Consider the following 13,913-nt stretch of genomic DNA (forward strand, 5'->3'; position numbering starts at 1 on the left):
GTTGATTTTGTAATCGATTGCATTTCTGGTGTTCTAAATTATTGATTACAATTAGGGTTGGCATCCTGTACTTGCCTGAGAATTTACCAGTTTGCCCATTTTATTTAAATTATATTCTGAAAATCATACATCTTGCCAGTAATTATTAGGAAATATTTAAAAAAACCACAAAAAAAGCACTGTCCTATGAACAGTGCTTCCTTACTAAAACTAACTCAAACAACTCAAATTTTTTCTAATAACCCGGATTTTGCATGGCTTGTTTTTCATCTGCTGTCAAGGGTCTGCCGTCAGTATATATACCGTCCAAGAATGTTTGGGGTATAGGTCTTAATACATGATGGTCCTTAATATTTGGTGCAGCTTCAGGGTTAAACGCAATAGTTCTTTCAACCAAGGTCAATGTTCTGCTCAAATCTTCCCATCGGTGCCATTCCCCACAAAGTTCCCTTGTACGTTCATTTAATACTAGGTTCAACATACGGTCATATTCACCACTAATACCTAATTTGTTGAAAATTGCTTCATCTTCCGCTGGTAAATTATTGATATCCGTAATGGTAAGGTCAGTGGCATCCGTAGTTACAGGTATATTGTTGGATTCATAGTATGAATTTTCCTTTATGTATGAATTATCCTCTACCGGTTGGCTGAATTCGGATGTTGGGTAAGCCTCGGCACCATCGGTATAAAATGCTCTGTCCTCACCATTTTTATAAGCGCCCCTATTTCTTACGGCATTGATATAATCCAGACCTTCACCATAAGCGCCCATTCTTATTTTTGCCTCTGCAGCCATTAGATAGGTTTCTGCCGATCTGGCTAAAATCTCATCACGTAAGCCCCTGTTATCATTTATGGAACTTCTTGATGAATCAAAATGCTTGGATAAAGAAGGAAATCTTGGGTTTGGCAATAAACCAACACCATCTTCCGCATAGGCAACATATACATGGGGTATGGTCTTGCCATTGTATAGTATGTCTGGATTATTGTTGTTTATCGTAAGGTCAAAACGGTCATCATCTGGTGTATTTATAATATACATAATTCCCAAGTCCTCTCCTTCGGTATACTCCACGCCATCAAAAACACCACCTCTGTTTACCCTGTGTTTGGTTCTAAAGGTTTTCCAGAACCGCGAATCGTTGACATGGTCAAAAACATCATACGTAAAATAGGTAGCGGCCAGTCGACTATAGGGCCTCATACCTGTTAAATCTCTTTTCATCATGGGTAGATCATCATACCTTGCGGTAAACGGAACGGTGCTAAAATTAGAAGTTGCCAATGACCTATCCCTACTAAACTGTGCGGAAAGTATTAGTTCAGGTAAAAACTCATTGGGACCGTCCGGTTCCGTATAGTCCCATAATTCTTGATAATTGGCAGCTAACGGATGGTTGGCGATTACTTCATCGGACAATCTTACAACAGCCTGTAGATCTGCCGTTTTTGTTTCTCCGTTCCAAGAATCGTTGATTTCGCTTGCTCTGGTTAAATAAGCCTTTGCCAAATAATGTGCTGCGGCATCCTTACTGATCTGTGCCGGAAAAACGACGGCATTGTCCAGTAGTTCATACGCCTTGGTGAAATCCTCTATTACCTGTGCTAATACTTCTTCTGCAGATGCCCTTGTAAATTCAAGTTCCACTGTGTTACTTACGGTTAGCTTTAATGGTACCCCGCCATACTGTCTTACTAATTTTAAATAATTATAGGCCCTTAGAAAATGTGCCTCGCCCAATGCCGTTTTCTTGACTGCTGGGTTATCTGAGTCTATGGCGTTTATAGACTCGATCAATTGGTTGGTCATGGCTATACCAGCATAAAAGTTATCCCATGGCTCCTCAGCTTGTGTACGTGTGGTGATGACTACAGAGTTGAACCTGCTGTCATAATTGTTCCACGGACTATTGGTGTCATCCCCGCCAACATGAAACTCGTCTGTTCCATAATTGGTGGTGGCAAATTGCTGTTCTGAAGGAAATGTCGATGCCAAAACCTTATAGGTTGACCCTATTGCCAAGGAAAGAATACCTTCTTCCGTTTCAAAAAATTCGCTGCTTCGCTGTGTGGTCAGTTCTTCTTCCAAAAAATCGTCACTACAAGAACTAAGGTACCCTACTAGCAGTAATGCGGTACATATGTTAACAATGTGTTTTTTATAATTTTTCATGTGTTGTTTATTTTATTAGTCAAGCTGATTTTTTAAAATTCTACGTTCATTCCTACGGTGAAACCTCTATTGGATGCAGAGTTACCAAGGGAGTATCCTTGAGAGTTATTGGCCGGTCTTGTAACATCTAGATCGATCCAATCAACTTTTGAGAAAATAAAACCGGGATTTTGGGCCTGTACATAAAAACGTAGTTTGGATAGTCCAATATCACTCGTAATTTTTTGTGGTAAATTATATCCTAAGGATACGTTTCTTACCTTAATAAAAGAACCGCTTCTATAACCTAACGTGCCAAAATAAGTGTCCCCGAAACCTGCCGAATAGATGGGTTTCTGATATTCAGAATCTGTATTGTTAGGCGTATAATAATCTACTTTTCTAGAATTATATCTACCTACCAAACCTTCACCGCCAGTGTTATAGGTATAACCAAAACGTCCAAATAGGAAGAACGAAAGCTCTAGGTCCTTATATTTAAAGGTATTTGTAAGGCCTAAAATATATTTTGGAATAGTATTGCCTATGATTACCCTATCATTGTTCGCATCAATTACATAATCGCCATTTTGATCTACCGGACGGGCATTACCAGGTGAAAAGGTATGTCCGTTAGCATTGAACAATGCAATTTCCGAAGCATCTGATTCCTGCCAAATACCATTGGATGCATAACCATAGATTACGCCCAATGATTCCCCAATGAACCAATTGTTGTTGATGTCATCTTCCTTGCCATTGGCCAGCTCAACAATTTCATTTTCCTGCCAAGATGCACTGATATCCGTAGACCATTGAAAATCCTCTGTTCTAACGTTTACCGTGTTCAGGGTCAAATCTATACCGTTGCTTTTTGTTTCCCCAACATTGGCAAATGTATTGATATACCCAGTAATTGATGGAATTGATTTTCTAAGCAATAGGTCCGTAGTATTGGAAGTGTAGTAATCCATGCTTCCGGATACTCTGCCTGTAAAAAAGGAAAAATCCAACCCATAATTGTATTGTGTGGTTTTTTCCCAACCTAAATCTTGATTAGCCAATGTTTTTTCATCATTATCAGAAGTTACCAATTGTACTCCTGAAACTCCTGTAGATCCTATAGGGTAAAATAATGGATATAGACCACCTTGGGTTGAGTAAGCATCAATAGCGGCATTACCCGTAACACCTACACCTGCCCTAAGTTTTAGCTGATCGATCCAGTTAGAGTCGGCAAGAAAATTTTCCTGATCTATACTCCAACCTAAGGCAGCACTTGGGAAGAAAGCACCTTTGTTTCCTTCGGCCAACTGAGAAGCACCGTCATACCTTCCAGATACGGTCAGTAAATATTTATTATCGAAACCATAGTTTAAACGGGCCATATATGACAGCAATTGCCTTTCGGATAAATCAGAATCATAACTTGAGAGTGCAACGTTATCGGCACTAAGAGCGTTCCATTTTTGACTCGCAAAAGGGATATTGTCCGCTGCCATAAAATTGGACTCTTCAATGAATTGGGTCTGACTTTGTAAAAGTGTTGCACCAAGGTCATGTTTTCCAAATGTCCTGTTATAGAGCAAAAGGTTGTCCAAGGTATAGGATAATCGTTGTCTCTTACGTAAAGCAGCATAACTGGAACCTGTTCTTATGACCGATTGACCATCTAAATAGCTGCCATTTCTATACGTTTCTATATCCGGACCAAAGTTTGTCCTGAACTTTAGTCCTTCCCAGGCAGAACCAAATGCCCCAAAATCCAATTGGGCGTAAAAGCTTGCAAAAGCCCTTAGGGTTACCCGTTGGTCCTGTGAATAATCCACCTCGTTAATAATGGTCTTTACCGCAATGTCCCCGCCTGGGAATTCAATTCTATTGCCTTCACTATCATAAGGTAGTGTATATTGAAAAATAGACCTTGCACTTTGGTAAAGTCCACTTTGGGCCGAAACACCTACGTTACCAGAAGTGGATTGTCCATATTCCTGAGTACTGTAGGAGGTATTAATATTTCCTCCAAATGTAAACCACTCCGTAGGTGTCAACTCAACGCTAGCGCTGGCATTATAACGCTCGTAACTTTGGCCCACTACACTACCGGTATTATTGATATACCCAAACGAACCGTACGCCTTCATTTTTTCAGAACCACCACTGGCACTTAGGGTATGTTGATTTGTAAACCCGGTTTGGGTTACAAAATCGGTAAAATCTGTCGTGATTAATTTGGTACCGTCCCAGGTGCCACCTTCCCAACCTCTAAGAATGTTGTTGAATGCCGTATCATCACCAGAAAAAATGGCCTCGTCATTTGCAATAGTGGGTTGGTCGCCTCTAGGGAAAGTGTCAGGATTTTCATAATATTTGGCCCATCTTCTATATTCCACAAATTCACCTGCATTAAACTGTGGTGCTGCTTCGTTCAGGGTCTGGGTCGTTATTGCCGTATTATAGCTTAAGGTAAACCGCCCTGATTTTCCTCTTTTGGTAGTTACGATTACAACACCGTTTGCACCACGTGAACCATAAATGGCCGTTGCGGATGCATCTTTTAAAATATCGATAGATTCAATATCCGTAGGATTTATATTATCTATTCCACCGGATATAAGCGGAATACCGTCCAATACATAAAGAGGGGCGTTAGACGCAGAAAGCGATCGTTGTCCCCTAATGGTAATACTTCCTATACTTCCTGGTCGTTCATTGGATGAAATATCAACACCTGCGGCCTTTCCTTGCATAGCCTCTATGGCATTGTTTACGGGCCTTGAATTGATATCTTCAGAGGATACACTAACTATTGATCCCGTAACATCTGATTTTTTAGTGGTACCATATCCTACGACGACAACTTCATCCAAAAGGGCACTATTTTCTTCCATAGAAATGTCATAGGTGGAATTTGCACCTATTAAAAGTTCCAAGGGCTCATACCCAATAGAGCTGAACACCAATGTTTGGCCTGCCGATGCGTCAATGGAATATTCTCCGTCAAAATTTGCACTGGTACCTGTATTAGTACCTTTTATAACAATATTTACACCCGGTAGAGGAATACCGGAATTATCGGTAATTACGCCCGATATGGTTTTTTCCTGGGCACTAATACCCAGCGAGATCAAGAAAAAACATAAGAACAATGTTTTTTTGAAATTAAGTCGATTTAAGTTTTTCATAGGTTGTTAAGTTATTTTGTGTAATCGATTGTACAATATGGAATCATGAAATTATATATTAAAGAAATATGTACTATCCTGTACTTACCTGAGAAAATTGTTAAAATGAAAATTTATACAAATATGTATTATCATATTCGTAAAATAGCTGTAAAATATTCTGTTAAAAGCAACCTTATAATCCTATGCCTATGCTTATAAATTGAGGTATTTGAATTAATGGAAACTGTAAAAACTACTGCTCAATAAGAGGGTACTATTTTACAATTTTAACATCTTGAAGTTCATGGGCGGAAACTTCTATTTGTAATACACCATTAGTATAATTCAATTGAGAAATATTCATGCTATTATTGTTAATGGCAATACTTGATGGTTTTTTGGATAGATGTATTACTAAAGTATAGGTGGCAATACTAGAAACATAGGAACCTTTTGGTTGTTGAATTTTAAGATGTACGTATTCTTCAGATTCTTCAGTCTCTATAATTGTAGTCGCAAATTCGCCACTTGTATAATTTAATGATTTACCATCATCTGCATATAATGTAAAAGCACTTTTTCCATTAGGGTATATATGTAAGTCATAGTTGGTAATTTCTTTCTCACCTACATAGTTTTGAGATTCTTGCATAGGTATTATTGCCCCTCCTTTTATAAAAATCGGAATTTGGTCCAATGGGCAAAGAACACTAATATGTTGTTTTCCTTGAAACACTTCTTTGGTCCAATAATTTGTCCATTCGCCTTCTGGTAGATAAACAACTCTGGTTTTTGCGCCTTTATCAACTACAGGGCATACCATCATACTTTCACCCAATAGATACTGGTCTGTAATTCATACGTATTGGCGTCATCTTGATTGTCCAATACCAAGGCTCGCATCAATGGTTTTCCTGTATTGTGGTTTTGGTATGCCGTGCTGTATAAGTACGGAATTAACTGGTATCGAAATTCATCATAGAATTTGAATATTCTTGTAGCTTCTTCGCCGTAATTCCAAGGCTCTTTATAATTTGGATGTTCCATGCCAAATAAATGCGCGATCGGACTCAATAATCCAAATTGGGTCCAGCGAATGTATAATTCGGGGTCGGCAACATGTTCAAATCCTCCCATACAATGTGCCCAATTACCCACGCCGGATAACCCGATGTTTAATCCGGCCTTGATTACAGGTTCAAAATATTGCCATTCGCTTGGCCAATCTCCGGCAAAAATAAAGGGATAGCGTTGTATACCGGCATACCCTTCTCGGGTGTGGTTCATTCCACGAATTTTATTATACGCTTGAAACTTCTCAAAAGGTGCTTTAGCGTAGGCTAACGGAAAAAGGTTATGTAACGACTTTATCTCTTCTCCTTGCGGACCAACCTTATCACTTTCATTCGCTTTATGTCCAAAAGCACTGCCTTCATCTGTTTTTAAGAACATGGCACCTTGGTCGGCCACATTTTTCACCCCTTCGTTCCACCACCAATCCACTGATTTTTGATCAAAGAAATTGACAAACTCACCTTCTCCATTTTCTTCGGGATATACATATCCACCTTTTCGTGCCTTATCCAGCAATCTATACGTTTTTCCATTGTCAAAACGTGGGCGTAAATGAAGTCCCACCGCATTTAAGTTCAGCGCATATAAACTATCGAACATGGCCTTAGGATTTTTAAAGGTTTCCCGCCATTCAAAAGTAGTAGCGCCCTTGCCACCATTTTCGCCAAAGAACCTCCAAGTGGAATCTAAGTGCAGCACATCTAAAGGAATACCTAATGTCCTGAATTTTTTGGCAAGGTCAATTACATATTGTGTTGAAGTTTCCGCTTCATGTCCCCATGTGCCTCCGCTATAGGTGCCAACATGTAGACCTAGGGCGAATTTTGGTAACAGAGGAGATTTTCCGGTAATGTTGGTATAGGTGTCAAGCAAGGTTGAAAAATCAGGTCCATACATTACATAGTAATCCAATTCACCTCCTTCGGCATTGAAAGAAAAGGTATCATTTGAGCTATGCCCCATATCCCAATTGGTTGGGTGGGCATTATGTAAGAATAACCCATAGCCTGCAGTACTCATGAAAAAAGGTACAGGTGAGTAGTTTGCTTCAAGCGGATTATATGCCCCAATGATGTGCGGTAGCCCTTGACCTCTACCTACATTCAAACGTAGTTTTTTACCGCGTCGGTCAAGAAAATCCATGCGTTCCCCAAAACCAAAAAAGTGTTCGTCTGGTTGTAGTTTAAAAGTTGTTCCGGTGTGTTCACTAGATGTATATGAGCTACTGTTATTTGTGTCTTTATGTTCCTCTAAAAGCACTTTTCCGTTCCGTTCTAGTATGGATATCGCAAAAGGTTTCTTGCCAATTTTTAATTGAATTTTATCCGTTGAAAATTCGAGTTCTTGATCGTTTTCTTTCTTGTTGTAATTTACTTGAGGCCAATCATAGCGAATGACCATCCAAGGTTCGTTCTCTGCAAATTCCCCGTTCCAAGAAGTTCTAATGCGCGCCGCATCGGTTGAAATAAATTCAATTTTTACTAGACCATTACTTGTACTTAGTGTTATTTCATTACCGGTTTCAGATTGTATTTCTTCAAAGTTGCCTAAAAAAGTTTGTGCAGAGGCGCTAAAACCAAAGGTGAAAATGCAAAAAATTAGAGATAAACGTAAAAATTTCATATTCAAAAGTTACAGTGTGATGGGGGTAAGTTACAGGTAGAAAATATTGATTGTATCCTGTACTATGCTGTCAGTAATTTGATTTTGTATTTTCAGCATAGCACAGGATGGTCATGTTTGTGAATGATGTTATTTTAGGGGCTATGGAATTTTCGTTTATAAGATTTAAGAAAAGTGTTAGTAATTGTTGCTGTTTGTTGTTATGTGCAACTGCCGTTTTACATGCACAAAATCAGCATAGAAATGGCCCTAGTAGAGCACAGGAAAGTCGTGTGTTTACTGAAAACATTGAGAGTAAAATACCTGCAAATACTACAAAACCTTGGACCCGCTGGTGGTGGATGGGAAGTGCAATTGATGAACAAAACATTAAGGCCTCTTTAATCTCGTTTTCTAAAGTAGGTTTGGGTGGTGTAGAAATTACGCCAATTTATGGGGTAGAAGGGGAAGATGCCAATAACGTTCCCTTTTTATCTGAACAGTGGTTAGCGCTGTTGGATTTTACCATTAAAACAGCCGATAGTTTAGGCATGCAGGTAGATATGAATCTGGGAACGGGTTGGCCATATGGCGGACCGCAAATAGATTTGAAGCATGCTGCAACAAGATTAGTTTTAGATAGTGTTCAACTAAAGAAAGGGCAACGTTTTACGGGAAATCTTACTCCGCAAAATGTGAAGGATACCCTTGGTGCCAAAATAGCCGCCGTTATGGCTTTTGGCAAAGATGGTAGTGTTGTTGATTTAACATCCAACCTACAAAACAATAGTTTAAAATGGAAAGCCAAAAAAACCGATTACACATTGTATACCGTCTTTACTGGTAAAACAGGGCAAAAGGTAAAACGTGCTGCGCCAGGTGGGGAAGGATATACGGTAGACCATTATTCCAACAAGGCATTTGAACAATATGTAACCCGATTTAATGCGGCGCTTAAAAATAATGGCAAAGGGTTGCGGGCTATTTTTAATGATAGTTATGAGGTTTACGGAACAGATTTCACCCCTGATTTTTTCGAACAATTTGAGCTGCTTAGAGGATATGATTTAAAATCGCATTTGCAAGAATTATTCGCTACCTCTGATACTGAAATGGCGAATAGAATAAAGAGTGATTACCGTGAAACCTTGTCAGATTTGTTATTGACCGAATTTGATGAACCTTGGACGGAATGGGCAAACCAACATGGGTATAAATCTAGATTACAAGCGCATGGTTCGCCAGGTAATCTAATCGATTTTTATGCCGCAGCTGACATTCCTGAATGTGAAACATTTGGTTCTATGCCCTATGATATTTCTGGGTTTAGAAGGGAAAAGGAAGATATTAGGGAAGGTGATGCCGATCCGGTAATGCTGAAATTTTCTTCTTCTGCCGCCCACATTGCAGGCAAACCTTTGGTGTCTTCAGAAACATTTACATGGTTACGCGACCATTTTAAAACCTCGTTATCACAAACCAAACCAGAAGCTGAAGATTTGTTGCTGAACGGTGTTAACCACATATTTTTACATGGTTCTACCTACTCGCCCAAAAGGGCGGTTTGGCCAGGTTGGAAGTTTTATGCGTCGGTAAATTTTAATGAAAACAATACCATTTGGGAAGATGCCCCAGCATTTTTCTCCTATATTGAAAATTGCCAGAAATTGTTACAATCAGGTAAGCCGGACAATGAAATATTACTCTATTGGCCTATTCATGATGTATGGGATGATTATTTAAAGGGTCAACGCTTTTTTCAGTTTAAAATTCACTCGTTGGATGAATGGCTGCACGGTACCAAGTTTTACGGTCTTGCAACCGAATTGGCACAACAAGGGTATGCGACCGACTTTATATCCGACCGATTTATTGAAGACCTATCCTATGAAAATGGTTCATTGCAAACCCAAGGTGTGGCCTATAAAAGTTTGGTGGTGCCAGATGCCGATAAAATGCCAATGGCTACATTCAAGAAGCTAGTAAAACTGAAAAAACAGGGAGCTCAAATAATCTTTCAAGGTCTTCCGGAGTCCGTGCCTGGCTTTGCTGATTACCAGGAAAAGAATTACACCTTGTCACAGTTAAAGACTGAGAACACATCATTGTTGCATCCTGAAAATTCAATTGGTAAGACCTTACGAGATAACGGTCTGTATCCAGAAACGATTGTTGAAACCGGACTAAAATTTATCCGCAGAGACCTCAATGGGGAAAAAATCTACTATTTGGTAAACCATACGGCAAATGCTATAAGCGGAACATTTCCTATACAAACAGAAGCTGAAAAAGTAATTCTTTATGACCCATTGTCTCAAAAAGAAGGCGTGGGAAAAAGCGAAATTCAGAATGGTACAACCTTAGTGAAGTTACATATTCCTTCTGGCGGTTCACTCTTTTTAAAAACCGCTAAATCATCGAACAAGGAATCTTGGGAATATTTAAAAGAATCAGAAACATCGTATGTATTAAATGATGAATGGAAGATTGATTTTATAAAAGGCGGTCCGTCATTACCAGAATCAGCAACTTTAAATGAGTTGAACTCATGGACGGAATTAGGGGAGGATGCTTCTTATTTTTCAGGAACGGCACGATATGAAACTACATTTGAAAACCCTGATGCTACTATAGAAAATTGGAAGCTACGCTTTAACGAAGTTCGAGAAAGTGCTAAAATTTGGCTAAACGGCGTGTATGTAGGTACGCTTTGGGCAAATCCTTTTGAGTTAGAGTTAACGAATTTAAAATCGGGCAAAAACACATTACGAGTAGAAGTTACCAACTTGCCCGCAAACAGAATCAGAGCTAAAGAATTACGGGGAGAAGAATGGAAGATTTTCAAGGAAATTAATATGGTGAATAAGGATTATCAAAAATTTGATGCCACAATTTGGAGCCCTACACCATCAGGATTACTAGGAGAGGTTTCCTTAATACCATTAACCAAAAACTAACACAAAATATATGAAGTGCAATAAATTGATACTTATTTTGGGAGTATGCCTTTTTCAGGGTATGCTGAACGCCCAAGAAATAAACAGGGATTCCGTCTTAAAGAACATGCAACTTGCCAATAATTATTTTATGGAGAAATGGCAAGATGTGGGCAAAACCATAATCACCAATAAGGAACGGCCCAGTAATATTTGGACCCGTGGGGTGTATTACGAGGGGTTAATGGCCTTGCATGAAATTTATCCTAAAGAGGAGTATTACAACTATGCCTATGACTGGGCAGAGTTTCATAAGTGGAGTTTTAGATATGGTACCGCAAACAGAAACGCTGATGATTACTGCGCTGCTCAAACCTATATAGACCTTTACAATTTGGAGCCTGATCCAAAGAAATTAAAGAATACAAAGGCAACGATAAATATGTTGCTGAACACGCCTCAAGTAGATGATTGGTCATGGATAGATGCCATACAAATGGGGATGCCCGTTTTTGCAAAACTAGGCGTGTTGGAGAACGATGACCGATACTTTGAAAAAATGTATGAGATGTACATGTTTACCAGAAATAGTCATGGTGATAATGGGTTATATAATCCTAAAGACGGACTCTGGTGGCGCGATGCTGATTTTGACCCACCATATACGGAACCTAATGGGGAAGATTGCTATTGGAGCCGTGGTAACGGTTGGGTAATTGGGGCATTGGCCAAAGTGTTAACGATTATTCCAGAAGATGCTCCGCACCGTCAGCAATATGTAGATGACCTTGTAGCCATGTCAGAAGCACTGGTTCCCATTCAACGTAAAGATGGTTTTTGGAACGTTAGTCTACACGACCCAAAACATTATGGTGGTAAGGAATTATCCGGTACAGCATTATTTGTATATGCAATGGCCTACGGTGTAAATAATGGCATTTTAAGTAATGAAAAATATCGACCCATAATTGAAAAGGGATGGAATGCCATGGTAAAGGATGGTCTTCATGACAACGGATTTTTAGGTTTCGTGCAATCTACAGGTAAAGAACCAAAAGACGGACAACTACTATCCTATACCAAAATACCTGATTTTGAAGATTACGGATTAGGATGTTTTCTGCTAGCAGGCAGTGAAGTCTACAAAATGAAGTAAATTCAGATTCAAAACCGACCGAACATGAATTTTAAATGTTTTTTACTAGTAGTTTGCTTTACCACTTTAGGCTTTTCACAGCAAAAGGAAATTGCCTTATGGCCAGACGGGGTTCCTGGCAGTATTCAAAATGATACCTATGAAGAATCAGTAACCTATGATGCTTTAGAAGTTGTGCGGGGCGTATCTAAAGTATCACAACCGACCCTTACACCGTTTTTGGCCGATGCTGCTATTGCCAATGGTACCGCGGTAATAATTTGTCCGGGTGGTGGATACACGCATTTGGCCATTAACAAAGAAGGATATAAAGTTGCAAAATGGTTGAATACGCTCGGTATTTCTGCCTTTGTACTTAAATATAGAATGCCTACGGATGAAACCATGACCGATAAAACTGTAGGTCCGCTACAAGATGCACAAGAAGCAATGCGCATGGTCCGTAAAAACGCAAAACGCTATAATATTGATGCCAGTAAAATTGGAATTTTAGGTTTTTCTGCTGGCGGACATTTGGCAAGTACACTATCCACCCATTTTAATGATAAGGTTTATGAGCACGATGCATCAATCAGTGCAAGACCAGATTTTTCGGTATTGGTTTACCCGGTAATTTCAATGAAAGATGGTGTTACACATGCGGGTTCTAAGCGAAACTTATTGGGTGAGAATCCATCCAAAGAACGTATCAATCAATATTCAAATGCACTTCAAATTCACAATACCACACCACCAACTTTTTTAGTGCATGCTACCGATGATACCGTAGTACCTGTTGAAAATAGTTTGGAATATTATAACACGCTTAAGCAGTACTCTGTACCGGCAGAGTTACATATTTACGAAAATGGCGGACATGGTTTTGGACTAGGAGTTTCGGGCACCAATGCAAACTGGTCAAACGATTTAAAACAGTGGTTTTTAGCGCATGATTTGGTAAAGAAAGAGGAGGTATACCTCTTTTCATATTTTGTAGGTAATGGAGAAGATGGCTTACATTTTGCCTATAGTGAAGATGGGTATAAATGGGAAAGTCTTCGCAACGGAGCATCTTATTTAACCCCAGAAGTAGGTAAGGATAAGCTAATGCGCGACCCTTGTATTATTAAAGGTGGCGATGGTAAATATCATATGGTTTGGACCGTTAGTTGGACGGATAAAGGCATTGGTTATGCCTCTTCAGATGATTTAGTGAATTGGTCAACTCAGCAGTTTATTCCTGTAATGGGAAAAATGGCAGGTACCCGAAATACTTGGGCGCCAGAGATTACGTATGATGATGCTACAGGCGTATATATGATTTATTGGGCAAGTACTATAGAAGGTAAGTTTCCAGAAACCAAAAGCAAAAAAGAAAACGGATATAACCACCGCATGTATTATACCACTACCAAAGATTTTAAAACTTTTACGGATACTAAACTACTTTATGAGCCTGGCTTTAACGTAATCGATTCATCTATCTACAAATGGGAAGATAAATTTATCATGTTCTTGAAAGATGAAACTGTTGAGCCTGAGCAAAAAAATATTAAAATGGCGTTTAGCGATAATCTGGAAGGACCTTATTCGCAAGCTAGCAACCCTATTAGTGGAGATTATTGGGCAGAAGGGCCAACGGCCATTCATATAGATGGTAAATGGATGGTTTATTTTGATAAGTATAAGAATCATGCCTATGGTGCAGTTGCTTCTAGTGATTTAAAGAACTGGGAAGATATTTCTGATCAGGTTTCTTTTCCTGAAGGGTTGCGTCACGGTACGGTAATAAAAGTACCAAGGTCAATGTTGAAGAATTTAAAGTAGTCTGTAATAACATT

7 protein-coding genes are annotated in these 13,913 nt (G+C 39.2%); 3 read left to right on the forward strand and 4 right to left on the reverse strand.

Translation table 11 applies throughout. The annotated features are described in order from the left end of the window. Positions 1-235 precede the first annotated feature (235 nt). The 4 genes from JM81_RS13870 to JM81_RS13880 all read right to left on the reverse strand — a co-directional run bounded on the left by JM81_RS13870 (position 236) and on the right by JM81_RS13880 (position 8,022). Entirely contained in the window at positions 236-2,179 is a 1,944-nt protein-coding gene (locus tag JM81_RS13870) for a RagB/SusD family nutrient uptake outer membrane protein (RefSeq protein ID WP_144804317.1), read from the reverse strand. A 32-nt stretch (positions 2,180-2,211) separates the two neighbouring features. After that, on the reverse strand, positions 2,212-5,343 hold the full coding sequence (locus JM81_RS13875) for a SusC/RagA family TonB-linked outer membrane protein (RefSeq protein ID WP_144804319.1): 3,132 nt from the start codon (positions 5,341-5,343) through the stop codon (positions 2,212-2,214). Between the two features lie 256 nt (positions 5,344-5,599). Beyond that, on the reverse strand, positions 5,600-6,151 hold the full coding sequence (locus JM81_RS18530; RefSeq protein ID WP_222430307.1) for a DUF5110 domain-containing protein: 552 nt from the start codon (positions 6,149-6,151) through the stop codon (positions 5,600-5,602). Further along, entirely contained in the window at positions 6,148-8,022 is a 1,875-nt protein-coding gene (locus tag JM81_RS13880; protein WP_222430308.1) for a TIM-barrel domain-containing protein, read from the reverse strand. The genes JM81_RS18530 and JM81_RS13880 overlap by 4 nt, the downstream gene beginning before the upstream one ends. 107 nt (positions 8,023-8,129) lie before the next feature. On the opposite strand from JM81_RS13880, the gene JM81_RS13885 reads away from it, so the two are divergent. The 3 genes from JM81_RS13885 to JM81_RS13895 are packed head-to-tail and all read left to right on the forward strand — an operon-like array spanning position 8,130 to position 13,899. Continuing rightward, positions 8,130-10,958 carry a glycosyl hydrolase gene (locus JM81_RS13885; RefSeq protein WP_261375062.1) on the forward strand — a complete coding sequence of 943 codons (2,829 nt, stop codon included), beginning with the start codon at positions 8,130-8,132 and terminating at the stop codon, positions 10,956-10,958. Between the two features lie 10 nt (positions 10,959-10,968). Further along, on the forward strand, positions 10,969-12,093 hold the full coding sequence (locus JM81_RS13890; protein WP_144804321.1) for a glycoside hydrolase family 88 protein: 1,125 nt from the start codon (positions 10,969-10,971) through the stop codon (positions 12,091-12,093). Between the two features lie 24 nt (positions 12,094-12,117). Continuing rightward, positions 12,118-13,899: a prolyl oligopeptidase family serine peptidase gene (locus JM81_RS13895; RefSeq protein WP_144804323.1), complete on the forward strand. Its 1,782-nt coding sequence runs from the start codon at positions 12,118-12,120 to the stop codon at positions 13,897-13,899. Positions 13,900-13,913 lie beyond the last annotated feature (14 nt).

The organism is Maribacter sp. MAR_2009_72, assembly GCF_007827235.1.
Lineage (GTDB): Bacteria > Bacteroidota > Bacteroidia > Flavobacteriales > Flavobacteriaceae > Maribacter > Maribacter sedimenticola.

Bases quoted from the DNA above. Each gene is read 5' to 3' on its own strand.
- JM81_RS13870 (WP_144804317.1), bottom strand. From the start codon at position 2,179: ATGAAAAATTATAAAAAACACATTGTTAACATATGTACCGCATTACTG.
- JM81_RS13875 (WP_144804319.1), bottom strand. From the start codon at position 5,343: ATGAAAAACTTAAATCGACTTAATTTCAAAAAAACATTGTTCTTATGT.
- JM81_RS18530 (WP_222430307.1), bottom strand. From the start codon at position 6,151: ATGATGGTATGCCCTGTAGTTGATAAAGGCGCAAAAACCAGAGTTGTT.
- JM81_RS13880 (WP_222430308.1), bottom strand. From the start codon at position 8,022: ATGAAATTTTTACGTTTATCTCTAATTTTTTGCATTTTCACCTTTGGT.
- JM81_RS13885 (WP_261375062.1), top strand. From the start codon at position 8,130: ATGGTCATGTTTGTGAATGATGTTATTTTAGGGGCTATGGAATTTTCG.
- JM81_RS13890 (WP_144804321.1), top strand. From the start codon at position 10,969: ATGAAGTGCAATAAATTGATACTTATTTTGGGAGTATGCCTTTTTCAG.
- JM81_RS13895 (WP_144804323.1), top strand. From the start codon at position 12,118: ATGAATTTTAAATGTTTTTTACTAGTAGTTTGCTTTACCACTTTAGGC.